Below are 23058 nucleotides of genomic sequence, written 5' to 3' on the forward strand. Positions count from 1 at the left end.
CAGCTGGCCGGCACGGCCCGGCGGTGGTCCTGCGTACGGGACGGGGCCCGCGGGCTCCTGCGTGCCGCCCGGTGTCAGGCGCCGACGAGCTCGTAGCCGGCCTCGTCCACGGCGGCGCGGACGGCCTCGGCGTCGAGGGCGGTGGTGGAGACCACGGTGACCTCGCCGGTGGCGGCGACGGCCTTGACGGAGGTGACGCCGGGGAGGGCGGAGACCTCGGCGGTCACGGCGCCCTCGCAGTGGCCGCAGGTCATGCCGGACACCTTGTAGACGGTGGTCACGCCGACCTCGACGGCGTCGGCCGCACCGCCGCCGTGGCAGGAGCCGGTGCTGGAGCAGCAGGAGCCGGCGGTGGGCTGGGTTTCCGTCTCGGCGGTCATGTCGTTCTCCTCTTCGAGGGGTTCTGAAGGCGCGCCTGTCGGGCGTGCGCGATCGGGCGCCGGAAGCCCGTGGATTCCTCCACGGTCCCCCGCCACGTACGCACACTATACCCCTAGGGGGTATCAAGGCGACCCGTCTCCGCCCGGGTGGTTCGTGTGCGGGCACGCGTCGGCCCCGGCGGCCCGTCGGGGCTGCCGGGGCCGGCCGGGGCGGTCAGGCGGTCGCGGGGTGGACGGTGACCAGGGGCTCCAGGTAGCGCAGCAGGACGGTCTTCAGCTCGGCGACGTAGGCGGCCCGCTCGTCACCCTCGGTCGTGAGGATCAGGTCCAGGGCCGACTTGAAGATCGACAGGACCATGTTGGCCGTCCGGGCCCGCTCGGCCGGGGTCAGGCCGGGGGCGAAGGTGCTCAGGGTGCCCTCGACGCGCAGCTGGAGCGTCTCGTGGAAGGCCTTGTGCTCCGCGTCGATGTGGCCGGGGATGCCGGAGCCGTGCATGAGGGCCCAGAGGGCCGGGTTCTCGCACTGGAAGGCGATCACGGGGTCGATGACGGCGTCCAGCATCCGGGGGAGGGGGAGCCGGAGGTTCTCGGGCTGGAACGCCTGGCCGTGCGTCTCGTACGCCTTGTGGAGCAGCGTGTCGCCCAGCTGGACGGCGATGGCCTCCTTGTTCGGGAAGAACTGGTAGAGCGTGCCCGGCGACACGCCCGCCTCGCGGGCGATGGCGTTCGTGCTCGCGGCGGCGTAGCCGTTGCGGCAGAACACGCCCGCGGCGGCCTCCAGTAGCTGCGCGACGCGGCGCTCTCCGCGGGCCTGGCGGCGGCGCGGTGCGGCCGACGCTTCGGTCGGTCCGGCGCTCGCGGCTTCCGGCGACTTCGGCACTCGGTCCCTCTCCTTCCCAGGGGCGATTGACAAACGCGAGTGGTCGCTCGCATTCTTGGGGAACGCGAGCGATCTCTCGTGTTTGCCAGTCTACGGCTCTCGTGGTTCTCGACGGTGGTGGACGACGGCAACGGTCGACCCGTGGCAGCGGGTCAGGTGAAGGGGACACCGAGGCATGTCCGAAGTCAAGAATCCGCTGTCGGGGGTGGCCGGGGCCCGCGGGCCCGACGGCCCGGGCGCGTCCGGGCGCAAGACCGCGCAGGTGGGCGGTACCGGCGGTACGCGCGGCGGTGCCGGTGCCGGTGCCGGCGGGAGCGGGCAGGGGCGCTGGACGCGGTTCGTCACCGCCCGGCCGCGTTTCACGCTGCTGGCCGCGCTCGTGGTCACCGTCCTCGCCGTCTTCGCGGGCGGCGGGGTCGCCGAGCGCATGGGCAGCGGCGGCTGGGAGGACCCCGACGCGAGCTCCACGTACGCCACCAAGGCCCTGGAGCGGGAGTTCCCGGCCAGCCAGCCCAACCTCCTCCTGCTCGTCGACGCGGGCGCGGCCGGGGTGGACGACCCGGCCGTCGCGGCCGAGGCCGAGCGGCTGACCGCGCGCCTGGCCGCCGAACCCGGGATCACCGGCGTCGGCTCGTACTGGCGCATCAAGTCGCCCGCGCTGCGCGCGACGGACGGGCACCAGGCGCTCATCGCCGCCCGTGTCCAGGGCGAGGAGAAGGAGCACATCAAGACCCTCGACCGGATAGCCCCCCACTACCGGGGGACGCACGGGCCGGTCACGGTCTCGCTCGGCGGGCCCGTGGCGGTCCAGCGCGAGGTGACCACCACCATCCAGGAGGACCTGTTCACCGCCGAGCTGATCGCCCTCCCGATCACCCTCGTGCTGCTCGTCCTGGTCTTCGGCAGCGCCGTCGCCGCCGTCCTGCCGCTCGGCATCGGCCTGGTCGCCATCCTCGGCACCAACGCGGTGCTCCGCGGACTCACCGAGATCACCGACGTGTCGGTCTTCGCCCAGAACCTGACCACCGCGCTCGGCCTCGGACTCGCCATCGACTACGCCCTGTTCATCGTGCGCCGCTTCCGCGAGGAGCTGGCCGCCGGACACGAGCCGCTCGCAGCCGTCGGCACCACCCTGCGCACCGCCGGGCGCACCGTGCTCTTCTCGGCGCTGACCGTCGCGGTCTCCCTGTCGGCCATGGCGTTCTTCCCCATGTACTTCCTGCGCTCCTTCGCCTACGCGGGTGTCGCGGTCGTCCTGCTCGCCGCGGCCGCCGCGCTCACCCTGCTCCCGGCGGCCCTGGTCCTGCTGGGCCACCGGGTCAACTCCTGGGACCTGCGCCGGCTGTGGCGCCGCGGCCGGCCGGCCGACGCCGCGGCCGACACCCGGGACGGCAGCCGGGGCTGGCTGCGGGCCGCCGCCCTGGTGATGCGCCGGGCACCCGTGTTCGCGGTGCTCACCACCGCCGGCCTGCTGCTCCTCGGAACGCCGTTCCTCGGCGTCAAGTTCGGCACGGTCGACGACCGGCAGCTGCCCGCCACCGCCGAGTCGCACGTGGTGCAGCAGCACATCCGCGAGGACTTCCCCGGCAGCCCCGGCGGCGGACTCGTGGTCCTCGCCGAGGGGTCCGCGACCCCCGCCCAGTACGAGGCCTACCGCGGCCGCCTCGCCGGCCTGCCGGGCGTGGTGCGCACCGACGGGCCGGTGCGGGCCGGCCGGTACGCCTACTTCAGCGTGCTGCCCGAGGGTGAGGGCGTCGGCCCCGAGGCGCAGCACCTGGTCGGCGAGGTCCGCAAGGTCGACGCGCCCTTCAAGACCTCCGTCGCCGGCCAGGCGGCCCGGCTGGAGGACGGCAAGCACGCGATAGCCCGGGAGCTGCCGAAGGCGGCGGCCCTCATCGTGGTGGCCACCCTGCTGCTGGTGTTCCTGCTCACCGGCAGCGTGCTCATCCCGCTCCAGGCGGTGCTGCTCAACGCCCTCAGCCTGACGGCCATGTTCGGGGCGCTGGTCTGGGTCTTCCAGGAGGGCCACCTGTCCGGGGCGCTCGGGTTCACCTCCACCGGTGACATCGAGACCACCCTGCCGGTGCTGATGTTCTGCATCGCCTTCGGACTCTCGATGGACTACGGGGTGTTCCTCATATCCCGCATCAAGGAGGAGTACGAGCACACCGGCGACCACGAGCGGGCCGTCCGCACGGGGCTGGCCAAGACGGGCGGCCTCATCACCGCCGCGGCCGTGATCCTGGCCGTGGTGATGGTGGCCATCGGCACCTCGCGCGTGACCAACACCAAGATGCTGGGCCTGGGGATCGCGCTGGCGGTGCTCATGGACGCCATGGTGGTGCGGAGCCTGCTGGTCCCGGCCGTCATGAAGCTGACCGGCCGGGCCACCTGGTGGGCACCCCGCCCGCTGCGCGCCCTGCACGACCGGTTCGGCCTCAGCGAGGGCGGATCCGCCGCCCCCGCCCCCGCCGCCCCGGCCGGCGGCCCGGAGGCCGCGCCCGCCGCCCCGGAACCCGACCCGGTGCCGGAGCGGGTGGGCTAGGACCGCGCCCGGGTCCGGGTCCGGGCCCGGGTCCGGGTCTGTGTCCGGGTCCGGGGCCGGGTCCGGGCCGGGGTCGGCGGCCGAGGAGGTCACTCCTCGCGCCGGCCCCGGTTCCCGGGCCGGCGGGCGACCCAGGCGCGGATCGTGTCCGCGTACCAGTACGGCTTGCCCGACTCGACGTGGTCGGGGGCGGGGAGGAGCCCGTGCTTGCGGTACGAACGCACGGTGTCGGGCTGGACCCGGATGTGCGCGGCGATCTCCTTGTACGACCACAGCTTCCGGTCGGTCATGCGGGGCACCTCCTTGGCCACGCCGCGGGTCGGCCGGGAGGCCGTCGGGGAAGCCGGGCGTGGGCGCTGACGATCACTCAGCCTGTGCCCGGAGAAACGACCCCGATCGAAGTGGGGGAGGCGTTGTGGGGCGCCTGTGACGGAAGACCCGCGTAATGCGGACATCCGTCACGGGCGGCGGACCGCCGTGACGGAAGTGGCACGGAGCGGGACGGAGGCCTCAGGCGTAGAAGGCCGGACGGGGCACCAGCTCGACGGGCGTACGGGCGCCGGTGCGCTGGGCGTCGACCCCGGCCTCGCTCACCGCGGCCGCCGCGTACCCGTCCCAGACGCCGGGGCCGGTCACCTCGCCCCGGCGGGTGGCCTCGACCCAGCGCCGCACCTGGCGGTCGTAGGCGTCGGCGAACCGGACCGTGTAGTCCTGCACGATCTCCCCGCCCCACCGGCCGCCCGACTGGACGAGCATCGACTGCCCGTCCCCGATCCGGGCGCTGCCCGACTCGCCCACGGCCTCGCACACCACCTGGTAGCCGAAGCCGCAGTTGACGAAGATCTCCACGTCGACGACGACGCCGCCGGAGGTCTCCAGCACCACCAGCTGCGGATCGCGCAACCCCTCGGGCGCCTGCGAGGACGAGGCGGGCGAGAGCACCGTGACGGCGGTGACCTCCTGCCCCAGCAGCCAGCGGGCCGCGTCGACCTCGTGCACCACCGAGTCGTTGATCAGCATCTCGGTGGTGAAGAACGACGGCGAGGCGGCGTTGCGGTGCCGGCAGTGCAGGAACAGCGGCCGCCCCAGCCCCCCGGCGTCGAGCAGCGCCTTGAGCTGCTGGTACTCGGCGTCGTACCGGCGCATGAAGCCCACCTGGGCCAGCCGCCGGCCCACCCGCTGCTCCGCCTCCATGACCCGCAGGGCGCCCGCCGCGTCCGGGGTGAGGGGCTTCTCGCACAGCACCGGCAGCCCCCGCGCGAAGGCCGCCAGCAGGGCCTCCTCGTGCGCCGGTCCGGGTGAGGCGATCAGTACGGCCTCGACCCCCGGCGCGGCGAGGGCGGCCCCGGGGTCGGTGAAGGCGGCGCAGCCGTCGATACCGGCGGCGACCTCCTTGACGCGTTCGCCGTCCGGGTCGGCCACGGCCGCCACCCGGGCGCCGCTGACCACCCGGTCGATGCGGCGTACGTGGTCGGCGCCCATGCGGCCGGTGCCGAGCACGGCGATGCCGAGCGGTCGGGTCATCGGTCCCCCTCCTCGTGACGCGCGGTCGTGGTGCCGGGCACCGCCCCGGTGACGTGCGGTCGTCCCGTCCCGGCGGGCCGCCGCACTGCGGTCAGCGCAGTCCGCACGAGCGCAGGTAGGCGCGGGTGCGGCGGGCGATCGGCAGCGGCTGCTCGGGCGGGCACGGGTACATGTCCTGCTCGACGATCGCGAACAGCTCCGTGCCCAGCCGCCCGGCCGCCTCCAGTACGGGCTCCAGCGCCGGCACCCCGCGCGGCGGCTCGCACATCACCCCGCGCGCCACGGCCGGTCCGAACGGCACGCGCTGCTCGCGCACTTCGGCCAGGACGGCCGGGTCGACCTGCTTGAGGTGCAGGTAGCCGATCCGTTCCCCGTACGTCTCGATCAGCTCGACGCTGTCCCCGCCGCAGTACGCGTAGTGCCCGGTGTCCAGGCACAGGGACACCAGGTCCGGGTCGGTGGCGTCGAGGAAACGGGCCACGTTCTCGGGCGTGTCGATGTGCGTGTCGGCATGCGGGTGGACCACGATGCGCAGCCCGTACCGGTCACCCACCTCGCGCCCCAACCGCTCGGTCTGCCGGGCCAGTTCGCGCCACTGGTCCGCGGTCAGGACGGAGTCCTCCAGGACCGCGCCGGTCTTGTCGTCCCGCCAGAACGACGGGATGACCACCAGGTGCCGGGCGCCCGTGGCCCGGGTGAGGGCCGCGATCCGCGACACGTGCTCCCAGGTGCCGTCCCATACGGCGGGTCCGTGATGGAGTCCGGTGAAGACGGTGCCGGCCGAGACCCGCAGGCCTCGCTTGCCCGTCTCGTCCGCCAGCCGTTCGGGATCGGTCGGCAGGTAGCCGTACGGGCCGAGTTCGATCCACTCGTAGCCCGCCTCGGCGACCTCGTCCAGGAACCGCTCCCAGCCGGTCTGCCGGGGGTCGTCGGGAAACCACACCCCCCACGAGTCCGGGGCCGAACCGATCCGAATGCGGGCGGGCGCGGGCGGGGAGGAGGTCATGCGGCCAGCTTAGGGGGATTGCATGAGGGACGACGGAGGAACGGCAGTGACGGGCTTGAGCGACGAGCCGTACGACGTCATCACCATGGGGCGGATCGGGGTCGACCTGTACCCGCTGGTGACGGGGGTGCCGCTCGCCGAGGCGGAGACGTTCGGGAAGTTCCTGGGCGGCTCGCCCGCGAACGTGGCCGTGGCCGCCGCGCGGCTGGGCCGCCGGACCGCGGTCGTCACCCGGACCGGGGCGGACCCCTTCGGGGCGTACCTGCGGTCCGAGCTGCGGGGGTTCGGGGTGGACGACCGGTGGGCGGCGGAGGTGGCGGCGTACCCGACGCCGGTGACCTTCTGCGAGATCTTCCCGCCGGACCGGTTCCCGCTCTACTTCTACCGCGAGCCGAAGGCGCCCGACCTGGAGATCCGCGCCGAGGAGCTGGACCTCGAGGCGATCGGGGCGGCGCGGGTGTTCTGGATGACGGGGACGGGGCTGAGCGCCGAGCCGAGCCGGGGGGCGACGTTCACGGCGCTGGAGGCCCGTGACCGGGGCGGGGTCACGGTGTTCGACCTGGACTGGCGGCCGATGCTCTGGGCCGACGGCGAGCGGTGCCGGGTCCCGGAGCTCTACGCGCGGGCGCTCGGACTGGCGACGGTGGCCGTCGGGAACGCGGAGGAGTGCGAGGTGGCCACCGGCGAGCGTGATCCGTGGGCCGCCGGTCGTGCCCTGTTGGCGGCGGGCGTCGAGCTGGCGGTGGTCAAGCGGGGGCCCGAGGGCGTCCTCGCGCTCCACCGCGACGGCACGGTCACGGAGGTGCCGCCGGTCGCGGTCGACGTGGTGAACGGGCTCGGGGCCGGGGACGCCTTCGGGGGCGCGCTGTGCCACGGGTTGCTGGCCGGGTGGCCGGTGGAGCGGGTGCTGCGGTACGGGAACGCGGCGGGGGCGATCGTGGCGGGGCGGCTGGCGTGTTCGTCGGCGATGCCGGTGCTCTCCGAGATCGAGGAGGTGCTGGGGTGAGCGTGGTCGACCACGTGCTGCCGCACGCCCGGCTGCGGGTGCTGACGCTGGGGGCCGGCGAGGTGTACGTGCACGAGGCCGGGGAGTGCGAGTGGGTGGTGGTGCCGCTGGCCGGGGGCTGCGAGGTCCGCTGCGTGGAGCCGGTCCCCTCCCCGCCCCTTCCCGGAACCGGGGCCGTGTCCCCGCCCCCCTCCCCGGGGGCTCCGCCCCCGGACCCCCGCGCCTCGAACGCCGGCGGGGCCGGGGATGGCGGGGCCGGCGGTCCTGCGGCCGGGGGCTCTGCGGCCGGGGGTGGCGGGGTCGTCTTCGAGTTGCGCGGGCGGGACTCCGTCTTCGACGGGCCCAGTGACTTCGCCTACCTGCCGCGGGGCGGTCGGGCGGAGATCGTGAGCGCGCGCGGTGGGCGGTTCGCGTTGGCCGGGGCCGTGTGCGAGCGGGTGCTGCCCGCGCGGTACGGGCCGGTCGGCGGGGTGCCGGTCGAGCTGCGGGGGGCCGGGGTGTGCTCGCGGCAGGTGAACAACTTCGCCGCCGCCGGGGTGTTCGACTGCGACCGGCTCATCGCCGTCGAGGTCCTCACCCCCGGCGGGAACTGGTCCTCGTACCCGCCTCACAAGCACGACGAGCGCCACCCCGGCCACGAGTCCCGGCTGGAGGAGATCTACTACTACGAGATCGCCCCGCACGACGGCACCCCCGGCCTCGGCTACCAGCGCGTCAGCCCCTCCCCGGCCGGGCGGACCGACGTGCTCGCCGAGGTGCGCACCGGCGACGCCGTGCTCATCCCGGACGGCTGGCACGGGCCCTCCATCGCCGCGCCCGGGCACGACATGTACTACCTCAACGTCATGGCCGGACCGGACCCCGAACGGGAGTGGCTCATTCGGGATCATCCCGAGCACGCGTGGGTTCGGGAGGCGTGGGCGGGGCAGGAAGTCGATCCCAGGCTGCCGTTCCGGCACCGTGACCGGCCCGGGCACCGCCCCCGGCGCCCGGCGCCCGCAGCCGCCCCCGAGGAGGACCGTTGAGCACGCCGCGCACCGTCCGGCTCACCACCGCGCAGGCCCTCGTCCGCTTCCTCGCGCACCAGTACACCGAGCGCGACGGCCTCCGGCAGCGGCTGATCGCCGCCACCTGGGGGATCTTCGGGCACGGCAACGTCGCCGGGATCGGGCAGGCCCTCCTGGAGACCGGCCCCGCGGCCATGCCGTTCCTCCAGGGCCGCAACGAGCAGGCCATGGTGCACGCCGCCGTCGGGTACGCGCGCGCCCGCGGCCGGCTCTCCACCCACGCCGTGACCACCTCCATCGGGCCCGGCGCCACCAACCTCGTCACCGGCGCCGCGCTCGCCACGATCAACCGGATCCCGGTCCTGCTGCTCCCCGGCGACGTCTTCGCCACTCGGCCCGCCGACCCGGTGCTCCAGCAGCTGGAGGTCCCGTACGCGGGGGACGTGTCCGTCAACGACGCGCTGCGCCCCGTCTCCCGCTACTTCGACCGGATCACCCGCCCCGAGGCCCTGGTCCCGGCCGCCCTCCAGGCGATGCGGGTGCTCACCGACCCGGTGGCCACCGGCGCCGTCACCCTCGCCCTGCCGCAGGACGTGCAGGCCGAGGCGTACGACTGGCCCGAGGACTTCTTCGCGGAACGGGTCTGGACGGTACGCCGGCCACGGGCCGACCGGGCCGAGGTCGCCGCGGCCGCCGCGGCGATCCGGGCCGCCGAGCGCCCGCTGCTCATCGCCGGCGGGGGCGTCCGCCACAGCGGCGCCGAGGCCGCACTGGCGGCCTTCGCCGAGGCCACCGGCATCCCGGTCGCGAGCACCCAGGCCGGCAAGGGCTCCCTGCGCCACGACCACCCCGCCGACGTGGGCGCCGTCGGCCACACCGGCACCGCCACCGCGGACGACCTGGCCCGGTCCGCCGACCTCGTCATCGCCGCGGGCACCCGGCTGACCGACTTCACCACCGCGTCCGCCACCCTCTTCCAGGACCCCGGCGTCCGCTTCCTCGGCCTCAACCCCGACCCGTACGACGCCCACAAGCAGGCCGCCCTCCCGCTCGTCGGCGACGCCCGCGAGACCCTCGACGCGCTGCGCGCGGAGCTGGCCGGCCACCGCGTCGACACCGCGTACGAGCAGACGTACCGCAAGGCCAAGGGGTACTGGGAGGGGCTCGTCGACCGGGCCTTCCACACCCCCGACGAGTCCGCCCGTCCCACCCAGGCGCAGGTCCTCGGCCTCCTCGACGCCCTCGTCGACGACACCGACGTGATCGTCAACGCGGCCGGTTCGCTCCCCGGCGACCTGCACAGGCTGTGGCGCACCCGGTCGCCGGGCCAGTACCACGTCGAGTACGGCTACTCCTGCATGGGCTACGAGATCCCGGCCGCCATCGGCGTCGCCCTCGCCGAGCCCGGGCGGCCGGTCTGGGCGCTGGTCGGCGACGGCTCGTACCTCATGAACCCGACGGAGCTGGTCACCGCCGTCCAGGAGGGACTCCCGGTCAAAGTGGTCATACTGGACAACCACGGGTACGCCTCCATCGGAGGCCTCTCCGAGGCCGTGGGCGGTGAGCGGTACGGCACCGACTACCGCCGGCGGGCACTGGACACTTCGTACACCGGCGCGGTGCTCCCGGTGGACCTGGCGGCCAACGCGGCCTCCCTCGGGATGGCCGTCATCCGTGCCCGCACCGTCCGTGACCTGCGGGAAGCCCTCGCCGAGGCGCGCCGCGCCGACCGTCCCACATGTGTCTACGCGGAGACCGAAACGCCCGACACTGTGTCGGGCCCGCCCCCTGCACAGGCGTGGTGGGATGTCCCCGTGGCCGAGACCGCGACCCGCACGTCGGCCGTCAGAGCACGCGAAGAGTACGACCGGCAGGCCGCAGCGCGACGTCGCCATCTGTGATGCCATCTGTGAAGGAGTTGTCAGCAATGAAGACCGTGCACCACTGGATCGGTGGCAGGACCGTCGAGGGCGCGTCGGGCAACTTCGGCCCGGTCACCGACCCCGCCACCGGCGAGGTCACCACCCAGGTCGCGCTCGCCTCCGTCGCCGAGGTCGACGCGGCGGTGCAGACCGCCAAGACCGCGTTCGAGACCTGGGGCCAGGCCTCCCTCGCCGCCCGCACCAAGGTCCTCTTCGCCTACCGCGCGCTGCTGGACGCCAACCGCGACGCGATCGCCGAGCTGATCACCGCCGAGCACGGCAAGGTCCACTCGGACGCGCTGGGCGAGGTCGCCCGCGGCCTGGAGATCGTCGAGCTGGCCTGCGGCATCACCACCCAGCTCAAGGGCGAGCTGTCCACGTCCGTGTCGACCCGCGTGGACGTGGCCGCGATCCGCCAGCCGCTGGGCGTCGTCGCGGGCATCACGCCCTTCAACTTCCCGGCCATGGTGCCGATGTGGATGTTCCCGCTGGCCGTCGCCTGCGGCAACACCTTCATCCTCAAGCCGTCCGAGAAGGACCCGTCGGCCGCCAACAAGCTGGCCGAGCTGGCCAAGGAGGCCGGCCTGCCCGACGGCGTGCTGAACGTCGTGCACGGCGACAAGGTCGCCGTGGACGCCCTGCTGCACCACCCGGACGTGGCCGCCGTCTCCTTCGTCGGCTCCACCCCGATCGCCCGCTACATCCACACCACCGCCGCCGCCAACGGCAAGCGCGTGCAGGCCCTGGGCGGCGCGAAGAACCACATGCTGGTACTGCCGGACGCCGACCTCGACGCCGCCGCCGACGCGGCCGTCTCCGCCGCCTACGGCTCCGCCGGCGAGCGCTGCATGGCGATCTCCGCCGTCGTCGCGGTCGGCGCGACCGGCGACGCGCTGGTCGAGAAGATCCGCGAGCGCGCCGAGAAGATCAAGATCGGTCCCGGCAACGACCCGGACTCCGAGATGGGCCCGCTGATCACCAAGGCGCACCGCGACAAGGTCGCCTCGTACGTCCACGGCGCCGCCGACCAGGGCGCGGACGTCGTCCTCGACGGCACCGGCTACACGGTCGAGGGCTTCGAGGACGGCCACTGGATCGGCCTGTCCCTGCTCGACAACGTCAAGACCGACTCCGACGCCTACCGCGACGAGATCTTCGGCCCGGTGCTGTGCGTGCTGCGCGCCGACACCTACGAGGAGGGCGTGGCGCTCATCAACGCCTCGCCGTTCGGCAACGGCACCGCGATCTTCACGCGGGACGGCGGCGCGGCCCGTCGCTTCCAGATGGAGGTCGAGGCGGGCATGGTCGGCGTGAACGTGCCGATCCCGGTGCCGGTGGGCTACCACTCCTTCGGCGGCTGGAAGGACTCGCTCTTCGGCGACCACCACATCTACGGCAACGACGGCATCCACTTCTACACCCGCGGCAAGGTCGTCACCACCCGCTGGCCCGACCCGTCGGAGCCGCACGCCGGCGTCGACCTGGGCTTCCCGCGCAACCACTGACGCCCTCCGCCCCCCACAGCAGACCCCCGGCCCACCCTCACCGGCCGGGGGTTCCTGCTGCGTCGGACGCCCCGTCCGTCAGGCCACCGGCTCCAGGTCCGGGGTGTCCGGGGCCTCCTCGGCCGGCTCGTCGCCGCGGTTCCGGCGGCGGCGTACGGCCCAGGCGGCGAGGCCCGCCCCGGTCAGCACCAGCACCCCGCCCACGGCCGGCCACGGCACCGCCAGGAAGCCGGCCTCCGCGCTCTCGGCGAGGCCGGGCTGCCCGGCGGCGGTGGCCTTCGCGGTGAGGGTGACCCAGTCGAGCTGCGGGGCGTCGGCCCAGGTCTCCGTCAGGTCGACCCGCTGGCCGGGCAGCAGCACCAGGCCCAGGTCCTTGGGGCGCCGGTCGAGCACCGTGCGGCCGAACAGCCCCTCCGCGCGCAGCGCGATCCGCGGGTCGAGGACGACGTTGCCCCGGTTTACCAGCGAGTACGAGACCACCGCCCGCGCGTCCTTCGTCCACGGCAGCAGCGGGGCGCGCCGGTCGACGCGCAGGTGCTCGACGCTCAGTGCAGGGGTCAGCGGACCGGGCACGCGCAGGTAGAACCGGGCGCCGACCGAGCGGCGGACCCCGACCTGCACCTTGCCGTCCTTCTTGATGCCCTCGACCTTGGTGTTGAGGGCCACGATCCCGCCGACGTGGTCGCCGGGGTTCGCGTCCTCGGGGATCCGGACGGTGAACGGGATGTCCAGGCGGCCCTTGGCGGGCACCGTGACCGGTCGGTCGGCGGTCCGCTCCGGCAGCCGGATCCAGGTTCCCGTCTCCTTGGGCCGGGTCTCCACGGGCAGCAGCGCGAAGGCCCCGCCCGAGGGGGTGTTCATCGCGTCGGTGGCGTACACCCGGAAGGTGATCGGCGCGTCGGTGGCGTTGGTGATCGTCACGCTGTCGGCGAGGGTGGTGCCGGCCGCGCCCTGGTGGAAGAAGTACGCGCGGCTGGTGGTCTTCTGGCCCGGCGCGGGGGTCGGGAAGACGGCCCAGGTGCCGTTGTCGGCGGCCTGCGCGGCGGGGGCGCCGAGCAGGACGACGAGCAGGGCCCCGGCGACGGCCGGCAGGACGCCGAGGAGGTGGACCAGCGGGCGGTGCGGGCGCATGGGCTCTCTCCGGGGGCGGTGCGGGGACGGGGACGGGGTGGTGCGGGGGTTGCGCGACGCGGGCGTGGGGGTGGTACGGGGCCGGGGCCCCGCACCACCCCCGGGGGAGGGCCGGACGGATCAGGCGATCGAGAAGGTCACGACCGACCGGTAGGTGTCCGCGAACATGAAGGCGGGCAGCTGGATCATCGCGCCGCCGCCGACGGCGAACTCACCACCGGTGAGCTCGTCCCCGCCCGGCGCCTGGGAGGCCACCTTCAGCGGGACGTCGGTGATCGCGCCGGGCGCGCCCGCGGAGCACGCGCTCGGGCTGTCCGGGTTGGTCACGGTGCAGGCCGGCTGGATGCCGAGGCCGGCCGTGGCCATCGCGTGGCCGGTGGCCGTGTTCAGGAACGGCGTGCGGGTGACCGTGAGGTCCCAGCCGAGGCTGCCGCCGCGGAAGTCCTGGACGGTCGCCGCGTTGAACGCGCCCACCACGGACTGCTTCTTGCCGTTGATGGTGATCGAGCCGAAGTCCAGCGCGGGCAGTCCGGCCGTGGGCCCGAGGGCCAGCGGGCCGGGCAGCACCTCGATGTCGACGGGGTGCGGGACGCCCTCGACCGGTGCGACGTAGCTGAACGCCTTGCCGGGGGCCGAGCCGATGCGGACGGAGTCGGCCTTCTTCGTGATGGTGAGGTTGCAGGTGGCGACGCCGCTCGCGTCCGCCGTGCCGGAGCCGGTGTCACCGGTGTCCGTGCCCGACAGCGACGCGGCACAGGTCACCGCGCCCGCGGGGAAGTTGGCGCCGGTGGCCACGACGGCCGTCCCCGGGCCGCCGCTGTTGGGCGTCAGCTTCGTGGTGACCGGGTCCTTCGGGAGGGCCTCGACCGCGACGGAGCCCACCGACGCGCTCGGGCGCGGCTGCGGCGTGCAGGTGGTGGTGTACGTCATGCCGCCCAGGACGGCGTCCGTGATCGCCTGGTCGATCTTGACGTCGAGCGTGGTGCCCTCGGTCCCGTCCGGGATCGTCAGGTTGGCGGTGAAGGGCTTCGCGTCCAGGGGGACGCCCGCGACGACGGTGACGGTCTCGACGGGGCTGGTCACGGTGACGGCCTTGGTCCCGACCAGCAGGTGGACCTTGGTGGTGTTGTCGGTGGTGACGCTGAACGCCGGCAGGAGGGGGCTGGGACCGGGGTCGATCGTGACCGGCACGGTGTCCCCGGCCTTCGCGGTGTCCGGGAGGGTGACGGTGAAGTTCTGGTTCCCGGAGCCGTCGGCCTGCGGAGCGGGCGCGTCGCAGTTCATGAAGATGGTGGTCGTCTTGGTGGCCGCCTGAGCCGGCCCCGCCAGACCCACCACGCCACCCGCCAGAGCCAGGGTCAGGGCGCCCGCCCCGGCAAGGATTCTACGTCGGTAGCTCGTACTCACTTCGGTCGCGACTCCTTCGTCATGACGAGTCCCTCCACCCACCCGCTGTGAGGAGGAGGCCGAGCCGGTGCGGTGGCCGACATTGACGCGTCACGATGATGAGAAGTCAATGGCCTGGATTCGCCGGAAGCACACAGAAATTGATGTCCCATCAGGGTCGGGCAGGACCCCGGGGCGGTCCGGTGGCGCTCCGGCGGCGCTCCGGTGGGGTTTCCGGCGCGGCGGCGGCCCGTACGGGAGTCGCGGGCGCCCGTACGGGCCGTCGGCCGGATCCCCTCAGGGGCCCGTGTACAGCAGCAGGTCGGGCGAGGTGGAGGACACGTCGGTGAGCCGGCCCGGAGTGGCCCGGCCGGTCAGCGCCGCCGCCACGTCGGCCGGCGCGGCCGCCGGGTGCCCGGCCAGGTACAGGGCCGCCGCGCCCGTCACGTGCGGGGTGGCCATCGAGGTGCCGGTGGCCGTCGCGGTGCCGCCGGTCCGCCATGCGGACGTGATCGACACGCCCGGAGCGTACAGATCCAGACAGGAGCCGTAGTTGGAGAACTCCGCCACCCGGTCGTCGCGGTCGGTCGCGCCGACCGTGAGCGCCTCCGGAGCCGAGGCGGGGGAGGTCATGCACGCGCTCGTGGCCTCGTTGCCGGCCGCGACGGCGTACGTGATGCCCTTGGCGACCGAGTTGCGCACCGCGGTGTTCAGGGACGGGCTCAGGCCGCCGCCCATGCTGATGTTGGCGACGGCGGGGGCGGTGGCGTTGCGGCTGACCCAGTCGATGCCGGCGAGCACGTCCGAACCCGAGGCCGATCCCTGGCAGTCGGCCACCTGCACGGCGACCAGCTCGATCTCCTTGGCGACGCCGTACGTGGCCCCGCCGATGGTGCCGGCGACGTGCGTGCCGTGGCCGTTGCAGTCCCCGGGGGTGAGGCGGTCGGAGGCCACGTAGCCGGTGCGGGCGCGGCCGCCGAACTCCGCGTGCTCGGCGGTGATGCCGGTGTCGATGACGTACGCCGTCACGTTCGCGGCCCCGGTCTCGTAGCCGTACGTGCCGTCGAGGGGCAGGTCGCGCTGGTCGACCCGGTCCAGCCCCCAGGTCGCGCCGGCCTGGGCGTCGAGGACGGGGTCGGTGTCGCGCACGGAGCCGGTGGGGGCGCCGAGGACGTGCAGTTGCGGGTCCCGCTCGACGAAGGCCACGTCGGGGTCGGTGGCCAGTTCGGCGGCCCGCGCGCTGGTCATCCGGGCGGCGAAGCCGCGGACCGCGCTCTCGTAGACGTGCGCGACCTCGGTGCCGGAGCCGGCGGCCAGCGAGCGGGTGGCGGCCGGCGTGGCGCCGTCCTTGAGGACGACGATCCAGCTGCCGGTCTCCTCGGGTTCGGCGGGCGGCAGGGCCCGGGCGGTGGCGGGGAGCGCGGCGGCGCCCAGGAGGGCGGCGCCGAGCAGGGCGATGGCCCTGAGACGGTGTCCGATCATGGGCTGAATGCTCGGCGAACCGGCCCCGGCCGCGCCCGAGGCGCCGCCGCCGTCCCGCCCGCGCCACCCGATCAGAGGCCGCGAGCGGGCCCGGGTCGGGCCGGCGCGGAGCCTCCGGTCGGAGTCCGCGCCCCCCCGGGCACGCCACCCGCCCGCGCCAGGCCCGGGTCAGGGCTCGCTCCGGGGCGCCCGTCAGGGTCCGGCGGGGTCGGCCAGGGCGACCGCCGCGGCGTACCCGGGCGGGGCGGTGGTCGTGCGGACCGTCCAGCCCGGGAGCCGGACCGGACCCGGAGCCGTGCCGATGTACGGGTCGGCGAGTCCTTCGGACAGGCCGGTGCCGGTGCCCTTCAGGTACGCCTCCTTGCGGCACCACAGCCGCGCCACCGCCGCGGGCCGGTCCGCCTCGGGCAGCGCGCCGAGCTCCGCCGCCTCCAGCGGGTGCAGCGCCAGCAGCAGGTCGGCCAGCGCCGCCGCGTCGGGCAGCTCCTCCACGTCCACGCCGACCGGCACCCGGGCGACGGCCACCAGCGCGGTGTCCCCGCTGTGCGAGAGGGAGAAGTGCAGACCGGTGCCCCCGGCCGCGTCCCCGCCCGACCCGCCTCCGTCGACCGGGCCACCTCCGGCGACCGCGCCGATCGCCGGGCGCCCGTGCGGCCCGCCGCACACCGGACAGGCCTCCCGTACGAGCGGTACGGCCTCCGGCGGCACCCCCAGGTACGCGCCCAGCAGCACCCGCAGCCCCACGTGCGCCGCCCGGTAGCGCTCCCGGTCGGCCGGCCGGACGAAGCGCGCGGCCCGGTCCCGCTCCGCGGCGTCGAGCAGCGCGTCCCCCACCGGCCGGCCGCCGACCCGCGTGCGGGTGGTGTCCAGCCGCCACAGCGCCACCTCGGCGGCCGCGGGCCGCCGGACCGCGGGGACGGCGTCCCCGCCCAGCTCGTACGCGTCGATGCGCGGTCCGTCCTCGTCGATCACCCGATGAGCGTACGGGCCTCCAGCCGGACCGCGGTGATCCCGCTGATGTAGCGGGCCCCGCACCGGTCGGTGGGCACCACCAGCTGGCTGCCCGCCGCGTCCAGGGGCGTCCCGTCGAGGGAAGTGGCCAGCAGTACGGGGGCGTTGCCGAAGTCCTCGTCGACCTCGGCCCACGACAGCACGGTGTGGTGCCCGTCGCCGCCGTCCACGGCCAGGAGGAAGCGGCTGCGGTCCTTGCGGCGGGCGGGGTCGAAGCCGGGGCCGGCCGCGGCCACGACCTCGCGCAGCAGCACCCCTTCGAAGACGTGTCGCTGCGGCCCGTTCGTCGCGCAGTCGAAGACCACCTCCGCGCGGTGGCCCGTCCAGCCCGCCCGCAGCTCCGCCACGTCGAGCGTCAGCGGCCGCGCCACCTCGCCCGTCACGACGAGCGGGGCCGCGGGGCGGACCGCGGTGGCGCCGGTGGCGCCGATGTCGCCGGTGTCGCTGGTCCCGCCGGTGTGCACATCAAGTCGGCTCATGGCCCGAAGGGTGCCCATCCACGGCGATCCGGAATCGCATATCCCATCTGCAATGGCTGATTCGACTCGCTTTTCTGAGGTCCCTACGAAGATTCCCCTCGCTCCTGCTGGAGGGTGAGCCACACCTGGTCCCGCAGGAGCGGCACCTCCGTGAACCGCACGCCCGTCGCGTCCCGCAGCGCGTTCGCGAAGGCCGGCGCCACCGGGTTGAACGGGCTCTCGCTCATCGACTTGGCGCCCAGCGGCCCGATCGCGTCCGAGGTCTCCGTGAAGTGCACCTCGGTGCGCGGCACGTCCGCGTACTGCGGCAGCCGGTAGCGGCGGAAGGCGGTGGTGGTGACCTCCCCCCGCTCGTCCAGCCGCACCGTCTCGAACAGCGTGGCCCCCAGCGCCTGGGCCACCCCGCCCTCGACCTGCCCCCGGCACTGCATCGGGTTCATCACCCTGCCCGCGTCCGCCGCGTGCACGCTGCGCAGGATCCGCATCTCCCCGGTGTCCGGGTCCACGGCGATCCGGAACCACTGCGCGTTGAACGCCACCGACCGCGGGCTGCCGCCCCAGTGGCCCTCGGCGCTCACCTCCGCGCCCCGACCGGTGGCGTGCGCGGCCTCGTACAGCTCCTTGAGGGTGACCACCCGGCCCGCGCAGTCGACGGCCTCGGCGCCGAGGGCGCACAGGTGCCGGGCCACGCCCGTGTGCCGGGCGGCGAAGGTCTTCAGCCGCTCGGCCAGCGAGGTCGCCGCCAGCAGCACCGCCTTGCCCGCCACCACCGTGCCGGCCGAGCCGAACGCGCCGGTGTCGTGCCGTACGACGTCGGTGTCGGACTGCCGGATCGCGATGCGGTCGGCGGTGGTGGCCAGCGCGCCCGCGGTGATCTGCTGGTGGACGGTGGTGGTGCCGTTGCCGAACTCGGCGGTGCCGACGGCGACGTCGTACGTGCCGTCGGGCAGCAGGCTGACCGTGGCGTCGGCGTAGTGCCCGCCGGGCGGCCCGGTGGCGATCATCGACAGCGCCGTGCCCTGCCCGGTCAGCCAGCCCTCGGGGACCAGCTCGTGGCTGGTGTCCTCGGCGATGGCCGTACGGACCACGGCCAGGCACTGCGCGAGCCCGTAGGAGGCGATGTGCAGGTCCTCCTCCTCGCCGATGGGGCTGAGCATGTGCTCGCCCGGCCCGATGACGTTCTTCTCGCGGAAGGCGAGCGGGTCCATGCCGAGCAGGCGGGCGAGTTCGTCCATGGCGGACTCGACGGCGAAGGTCACCTGGCCCAGCCCGTAGCCGCGGAAGGCGCCCGCGGGCACGGCGTTGGTGTAGACGGAGAAGGCGTCGACCTTCTTGTGCGGGGCCCGGTAGACGGCGAAGGACTCGCCGACGCTGTGGAACATCACCGCGGGGCCGTGGTTGCCGTACGCGCCCGTGTTCGCCACCACCCGCATCTGGATCGCGCTCAGCGTGCCGTCGGCCCGGGCGCCCGCCTTGATGCCGATGGTGAAAGGGTGGCGGGTGGTGGCCCCGTGGAACTGCTCGGCGCGGGTGTACTCCAGCTTCACCGGCCGGCGCAGCCTCAGCGCGGCCAGGACGACGACGTCCTCGGTCAGCATCTCCTGCTTGCCGCCGAACCCGCCGCCGACGCGGCCGGCCACCACCCGCACCCCGTCCTCGGGCAGCCCGTACAGCGCGCACAGCGCCCGGCGCGTCAGGAACGGGGTCTGGGTGGAGGAGCGGACCGTGATCCGCTCGCCGGTGCCGTCCTCCTTGGGCTCGAAGTACGCGACGCAGCCGTGGGTCTCGAGGCTGGCGTGCTGCACGCGCTGGGTGCGGTACGTCGCCTCGTGGACGACCGCGGCCTCGGCGAAGCCCGCCGCGACGTCGCCGATCTCGCCGTGCACCTCGCCGGCCACGTTGTCCCCGGCGCGGGCGATGCGGCACTCGGGCCCCTTGTCGCCGTGCAGCGCGGGCGCGCCCGGGGCCATCGCCTCCTCCGGGTCCAGGACGTGCGGCAGCACCTCGTACACGACCCGGATCCGGCGGCAGCCCTCCTCTGCGGCCCCTTCGCTGTCGGCGACCACGGCGGCCACGCGCTGGCCGACGTACCGCACGGTGTCGTCCAGCACCCGGGTGTCGTCGGGGTCCTCGGTGGGGTGCTCGTGGCGGGCGGAGGAGTACAGCGTGCGGGGGGCGTCGTGGTGGGTGAGCACCGCGTGCACGCCGGGCACGGCCAGGGCCTCGGAGGTGTCGATCTCCGTGATGCGGGCGTGCGCGTGCGGGGAGCGCAGCAGCTTCATGTGCAGCAGTCCCGGCACGGTGACGTCGAACGTGTAGCGGGCGGTGCCGGTGACCACCTGCGGGCCGGCCGGGGCACCCAGGCTGCGGCCCACCGCCCCGCCCGCACAGGGCAGTTCGGTGTGCTTGACACCGCGGACGGCGTCCTCAACCGCACGGTAGCCGGTGCAGCGGCAGATGTTGCCCTTGAAGGCGCGCGGCAGGTCGTCGAGCTTGCCGTCGTCGTCGGCGGTGCCGGCCTCGGCCTCCAGGGCGGCCGTGGTCATCAGGAAGCCCGCGGTGCAGAACCCGCACTGGAACCCCTGGGCCTCCAGGAACCTGCGCTGCACGGGATGGAGTTCGCCCTCGGGATCGGCCAGGCCCTCCACCGTGGTGACGCTCCGCCCGGCGGCCCGGGCGGCCGGGTAGAGGCAGCTGTGCACCGGCCTGCCGTCCACGTGCACCGTGCACGCGCCGCAGTCGCCCTGGTCGCAGCCCTTCTTGACGCCGAACCAGCCGCGGTCGCGCAGGTAGGTGCGCAGGCACTGGCCGGGGCGCGGATCGGCGTCGAAGCGCTGCCGGTTGACCTCGATCTCGAAGCTCATGGCATGTCCTTCGTGGTGAGTTCGCGGCGGAGCTGCTCGGACAGGTGGAAGGCCATGTGCCGGCGCCAGGCGGGCAGGCCGTGGATGTCGTCGAACCAGGCCCCGTCCGGGACCGCGTCGTCCAGCGCGACCGCCAGCCGCCGGCGGGTGGGCGGGGCCGGGAACCACAGCCGGTACGGGCGTACGGTCGCGGCCGTCACCGTCAGGCCGAAGGAGCCGTCCCGCGGGTCGAGCGTGCCGATGACGAGCACGCCCGACCGGCCCAGCCCGTACAGCGAGGCCTGCCGGAAGGCGGTGCGGCGGCCCAGCGCGGCGCCGGGCAGGGTGACCGAGCGCAGCAGCTCGCCGGGGCGCAGGTCCTTCAGGCCGGCACCCAGGACGAAGTCGGCGACCGGCAGGCTCCGTACCGAGCCGTCCTGGCCGCGCAGCCGGCAGACCCCGTCGAGGGCGGCGGTGAGGGAGATCATCGGACCGGCGGGCAGGCCGTTGCAGAGGTTGCCGCCGACCGTCGCCATGTTCCAGATCTTGAACGAGGCGAGGAAGGCCCGGCAGCACTGGCCGAAGAGCGGGGCGGCGGGGGCCGTGCTGCTCCGCCCGTACCGGTAGAGCTCCGCGATCGTGCAGGTCGCGGCGATCTCCAGGGAGCCGTCGGGGTGTGCGGTGAGCGCGGGCCAGCCCATGGAGCCCAGGTCGATCAGGCGCCGGATCTGCGGCTGGGGTTCGGAGAAGAGGTACGTGCCGCCGCCGAGCCAGGCGTCGCCGGGCCGCCAGGCCGGTCGCCGCCGCGCGTCGAGGATGTCCACCACCGTGTTGAGGTCCACCGCCTCAGTGAAACAACGGGCCATGGCCGGAAACGACTGGTTGCGTGCACGGAAACGACCGGGGGGAGCGGGGCGCCTTTGGTGAATTACCCAAGAGGAGTTCTCGTCGATTGAGCTTGCATTTACGATGCTGAAGCGCGGCTTTGCCTTGCGATTGCCATGTGATCGTCCGGCGGGCCGGCGGTGTCGAGCACAAGGCCCGGCAGGTGCGCGAGGAGCCGGAATCATGCAGGTGGAACAGCTACTCCAGGACGAGTCCCTCGGCCTCCGGCTCCTGTGGGCCGACGACCCCCTCCTCTCCCGCGAGGTCAGCGGGGTCACCGCCACCGACCTGGAGGACCCGGCACGCTTCCTGCGGCCCGGCGAGCTGGTGCTGACCGGACTGGTGTGGTGGACGCCCGAGGGCGGGCGGGCCCAGGCGGACCGCTTCGTGGGCGCGGTGCGGGAGGCCGGGGCCGCGGCGCTGGCCGCGGGGGAGGAGACCCACGGCGCCGTGCCCGACGCGATCGCGCAGGCCTGCCGGGACCAGGGCCTGGCCCTGCTGTCCGTACCGGCCCACATCAGCTTCCGTGCGATCACCGACGCGGTGTACCTGCGCCAGTGGAGCGAGCTCAGCCGGCACCCGGGGCGCGGGGCGCACGCACTGCCCGAGGGCGTCCGCGACGCGCTGCGCCGCCTCGTCGCGGCCGGGGCGCCGGCGGGCGAGGTGCTGGACGCGGCCTTCGCCCACCTGCCCGGCGTCCCCTGCGCACTGGTGACGGCGGCGGGCCGGGTGCTCGCCCGGACGGGTGAGGGGGGCCGGGCACCCGTCCCCGGGACCGGCGCGGCGGGTCGGGGCGGGGGACGGGGTGGTGCGTCGGGAGGGGAAGGCCCGGCGCCCGTGCGGACCGGGCCGCCGGGGTGGGGCGGTGCGCCCCAGGGGGACGGCCTGGTGCTGAGGGTGGAGTCCGCCGGCGCGTCGGCGTACGACAGTTGGCACGTGCACCTGCCGGACGCCGACCGGGTGCCGCCCCGGGCCCTGCGCGAGATCGCGGAGTTGCTGGCCCAGTGCCAGGAGGCCCTGCTGCGTGCCGGTGCCGGCCGGCGGGCCGCCGCCGACGCCCTGGCGGCGCTGGTGGCGGGCGGCGCGGGCGGTGCCGTGGCCCTCGACGGGGCGCTGCGCGCCTGCGGGCTCCCCGGGGACGGCACGTACGCGGTGCTCGCCGCAGTCGCCGCGCACCGCGGGGGCGCGACCGCGCACGCGGCCGCGGACGCGCTCGCGGAAGGCCTGGCGACGGCCGCTCCGGCGGGCTTCGCGGTGGGGCGCACGGCCGCCGGGGAGGCGGTGGCGGTGGTGGAACTGCCGGACGAGGACAATGGCGCCGGGGCCGGGGCCGGGGCCGGGGCCGGGGCCGGAGCCGGAGCCGGAGCCGGGGCCGGAGGCGGGGCCGGTGCCGGTGCCGCGGCGGGAGCCGGGCCGAGGTCCGCGGCAGGAGTGCTCCCGGGGCTGGACCGCGTCTGGGACGTCCTCGGCGCCTGCGACCCGGAGACCGTCCTGCACGCCGGGGTCAGCGGGCCCGTACCCACCGCCGGCCTCGCCGGAGCCCTCGAGCAGGCCCGCTTCGCGCTCACCGCGGCCCGTACCGCCTCGCCCGGGGCCGGGCGGCTCACCTCCACCGCACACCTCGGCAGCCTCGCCGCGCTGCTGAGCGGCGTACCGGCCGAAGTGCGCCGGGTGTTCAGCGCCCGCACACTCGGCCCGCTGCTGGAGGAGGACAACGCCTCGGCGGGCACGCTCCTGCAGACGCTGGTCACGTTCCTGGACCACAACGGCTCGTGGGCGCGCACCGCGGAGACCCTGCACCTGCACGTGAACACCGTCCACTACCGCGTGCAGCGCATCGAGGCCCTCACGGGCCGCGACCTCTCCCGCCTCGACGACCGCCTCGACCTCCGCGCGGCCCTCCTCTGCCGGTAGACGCTCCGCCGACGCCCTCGCGGGTGGGCGCTCGGCCGGGTCGCCCGCTGCCGGCGGGGCACCGCCAGGTCGCGCCCCCCCACAGCCGAGCAGCGGCGCGGGGAGGTGTCCCGGGCCGGCCCGGGACGCCCTCGCGGACAGCCCTGGGACGC

18 protein-coding genes are annotated in these 23058 nt (G+C 74.8%); 6 read left to right on the forward strand and 12 right to left on the reverse strand.

The features are described from left to right. Positions 1–74 precede the first annotated feature (74 nt). Positions 75–380 carry a heavy-metal-associated domain-containing protein gene (locus ACIQCH_RS27065; RefSeq protein ID WP_402584999.1) on the reverse strand — a complete coding sequence of 102 codons (306 nt, stop codon included), beginning with the start codon at positions 378–380 and terminating at the stop codon, positions 75–77. A gap of 214 nt (positions 381–594) precedes the next feature. Further along, complete coding sequence (locus ACIQCH_RS27070) at positions 595–1260, reverse strand: TetR/AcrR family transcriptional regulator (protein WP_402585000.1); 666 nt, start codon at positions 1258–1260, stop codon at positions 595–597. Between the two features lie 175 nt (positions 1261–1435). Between ACIQCH_RS27070 and ACIQCH_RS27075 the strand changes: the two genes are divergently transcribed. Continuing rightward, positions 1436–3805, forward strand: a complete 2370-nt coding sequence (locus ACIQCH_RS27075; protein WP_402585001.1) for an MMPL family transporter — start codon at positions 1436–1438, stop codon at positions 3803–3805. 89 nt (positions 3806–3894) lie between these two features. Here the strand turns inward: ACIQCH_RS27075 and ACIQCH_RS27080 are convergent, their stop codons facing one another. From ACIQCH_RS27080 to ACIQCH_RS27090, 3 genes are all read right to left on the reverse strand, one after another. Beyond that, positions 3895–4095, reverse strand: coding sequence for an AlpA family transcriptional regulator (locus ACIQCH_RS27080; protein ID WP_030204746.1), 201 nt, complete (start codon positions 4093–4095; stop codon positions 3895–3897). Positions 4096–4315: 220 nt separating this feature from the next. After that, entirely contained in the window at positions 4316–5329 is a 1014-nt protein-coding gene (locus tag ACIQCH_RS27085) for a Gfo/Idh/MocA family protein (protein ID WP_402585002.1), read from the reverse strand. Between the two features lie 91 nt (positions 5330–5420). After that, the gene (locus tag ACIQCH_RS27090; protein WP_402585004.1) at positions 5421–6335 is read right to left on the reverse strand and encodes a sugar phosphate isomerase/epimerase family protein; all 915 of its coding nucleotides are present in this window, start codon (positions 6333–6335) and stop codon (positions 5421–5423) included. Between the two features lie 55 nt (positions 6336–6390). Between ACIQCH_RS27090 and iolC the strand changes: the two genes are divergently transcribed. From iolC to ACIQCH_RS27110, 4 genes are read left to right on the forward strand one after another with little or no spacing between them, the layout of a single operon-like run. Continuing rightward, positions 6391–7341 carry a 5-dehydro-2-deoxygluconokinase gene (gene iolC / locus ACIQCH_RS27095; protein WP_402585075.1) on the forward strand — a complete coding sequence of 317 codons (951 nt, stop codon included), beginning with the start codon at positions 6391–6393 and terminating at the stop codon, positions 7339–7341. Beyond that, complete coding sequence (gene iolB / locus ACIQCH_RS27100; protein WP_402585006.1) at positions 7338–8366, forward strand: 5-deoxy-glucuronate isomerase; 1029 nt, start codon at positions 7338–7340, stop codon at positions 8364–8366. Before iolC ends, iolB begins: the two co-directional genes overlap by 4 nt. Further along, a complete protein-coding gene (gene iolD, locus ACIQCH_RS27105) occupies positions 8363–10249 on the forward strand; it encodes a 3D-(3,5/4)-trihydroxycyclohexane-1,2-dione acylhydrolase (decyclizing) (protein WP_402585008.1) in 1887 nt (628 codons plus the stop codon). The genes iolB and iolD overlap by 4 nt, the downstream gene beginning before the upstream one ends. A gap of 26 nt (positions 10250–10275) precedes the next feature. After that, on the forward strand, positions 10276–11775 hold the full coding sequence (locus ACIQCH_RS27110) for a CoA-acylating methylmalonate-semialdehyde dehydrogenase (RefSeq protein ID WP_402585010.1): 1500 nt from the start codon (positions 10276–10278) through the stop codon (positions 11773–11775). Between the two features lie 78 nt (positions 11776–11853). Here ACIQCH_RS27110 and ACIQCH_RS27115 read toward each other — a convergent pair whose 3' ends face one another. From ACIQCH_RS27115 to ACIQCH_RS27145, 7 genes are all read right to left on the reverse strand, one after another. Continuing rightward, positions 11854–12906, reverse strand: coding sequence for a WxL protein peptidoglycan domain-containing protein (locus ACIQCH_RS27115; RefSeq protein WP_402585012.1), 1053 nt, complete (start codon positions 12904–12906; stop codon positions 11854–11856). 120 nt (positions 12907–13026) lie between these two features. Continuing rightward, positions 13027–14244 (reverse strand): hypothetical protein, encoded by a 1218-nt coding sequence (locus ACIQCH_RS27120; protein ID WP_402585014.1) that lies wholly within the window; start codon positions 14242–14244, stop codon positions 13027–13029. 345 nt (positions 14245–14589) lie between these two features. Further along, positions 14590–15774: a S8 family peptidase gene (locus ACIQCH_RS27125; RefSeq protein ID WP_402585016.1), complete on the reverse strand. Its 1185-nt coding sequence runs from the start codon at positions 15772–15774 to the stop codon at positions 14590–14592. 192 nt (positions 15775–15966) lie between these two features. Continuing rightward, positions 15967–16746: a 4'-phosphopantetheinyl transferase family protein gene (locus tag ACIQCH_RS27130; protein ID WP_402585017.1), complete on the reverse strand. Its 780-nt coding sequence runs from the start codon at positions 16744–16746 to the stop codon at positions 15967–15969. Then, the gene (locus ACIQCH_RS27135) at positions 16743–17264 is read right to left on the reverse strand and encodes a molybdopterin-dependent oxidoreductase (protein ID WP_402585019.1); all 522 of its coding nucleotides are present in this window, start codon (positions 17262–17264) and stop codon (positions 16743–16745) included. Before ACIQCH_RS27135 ends, ACIQCH_RS27130 begins: the two co-directional genes overlap by 4 nt. 83 nt (positions 17265–17347) lie before the next feature. Further along, complete coding sequence (locus tag ACIQCH_RS27140; RefSeq protein ID WP_402585020.1) at positions 17348–20128, reverse strand: molybdopterin-dependent oxidoreductase; 2781 nt, start codon at positions 20126–20128, stop codon at positions 17348–17350. Further along, entirely contained in the window at positions 20125–20949 is an 825-nt protein-coding gene (locus tag ACIQCH_RS27145; protein WP_402585022.1) for an FAD binding domain-containing protein, read from the reverse strand. Before ACIQCH_RS27145 ends, ACIQCH_RS27140 begins: the two co-directional genes overlap by 4 nt. A 226-nt stretch (positions 20950–21175) precedes the next feature. On the opposite strand from ACIQCH_RS27145, the gene ACIQCH_RS27150 reads away from it, so the two are divergent. Further along, positions 21176–22906 carry a helix-turn-helix domain-containing protein gene (locus ACIQCH_RS27150; protein ID WP_402585023.1) on the forward strand — a complete coding sequence of 577 codons (1731 nt, stop codon included), beginning with the start codon at positions 21176–21178 and terminating at the stop codon, positions 22904–22906. The last annotated feature ends 152 nt before the right edge of the window (positions 22907–23058 follow it).

Source organism: Streptomyces sp. NPDC093225 (genome assembly GCF_044753805.1).
GTDB lineage: Bacteria > Actinomycetota > Actinomycetes > Streptomycetales > Streptomycetaceae > Streptomyces.

Bases quoted from the DNA above. Each gene is read 5' to 3' on its own strand.
- ACIQCH_RS27150 (WP_402585023.1), top strand. From the start codon at position 21,176: ATGCAGGTGGAACAGCTACTCCAGGACGAGTCCCTCGGCCTCCGGCTC.
- ACIQCH_RS27135 (WP_402585019.1), bottom strand. From the start codon at position 17,264: ATGAGCCGACTTGATGTGCACACCGGCGGGACCAGCGACACCGGCGAC.
- ACIQCH_RS27115 (WP_402585012.1), bottom strand. From the start codon at position 12,906: ATGCGCCCGCACCGCCCGCTGGTCCACCTCCTCGGCGTCCTGCCGGCC.
- ACIQCH_RS27085 (WP_402585002.1), bottom strand. From the start codon at position 5,329: ATGACCCGACCGCTCGGCATCGCCGTGCTCGGCACCGGCCGCATGGGC.
- ACIQCH_RS27080 (WP_030204746.1), bottom strand. From the start codon at position 4,095: ATGACCGACCGGAAGCTGTGGTCGTACAAGGAGATCGCCGCGCACATC.
- ACIQCH_RS27075 (WP_402585001.1), top strand. From the start codon at position 1,436: ATGTCCGAAGTCAAGAATCCGCTGTCGGGGGTGGCCGGGGCCCGCGGG.
- ACIQCH_RS27140 (WP_402585020.1), bottom strand. From the start codon at position 20,128: ATGAGCTTCGAGATCGAGGTCAACCGGCAGCGCTTCGACGCCGATCCG.
- ACIQCH_RS27125 (WP_402585016.1), bottom strand. From the start codon at position 15,774: ATGATCGGACACCGTCTCAGGGCCATCGCCCTGCTCGGCGCCGCCCTC.
- ACIQCH_RS27110 (WP_402585010.1), top strand. From the start codon at position 10,276: ATGAAGACCGTGCACCACTGGATCGGTGGCAGGACCGTCGAGGGCGCG.
- ACIQCH_RS27065 (WP_402584999.1), bottom strand. From the start codon at position 380: ATGACCGCCGAGACGGAAACCCAGCCCACCGCCGGCTCCTGCTGCTCC.
- ACIQCH_RS27090 (WP_402585004.1), bottom strand. From the start codon at position 6,335: ATGACCTCCTCCCCGCCCGCGCCCGCCCGCATTCGGATCGGTTCGGCC.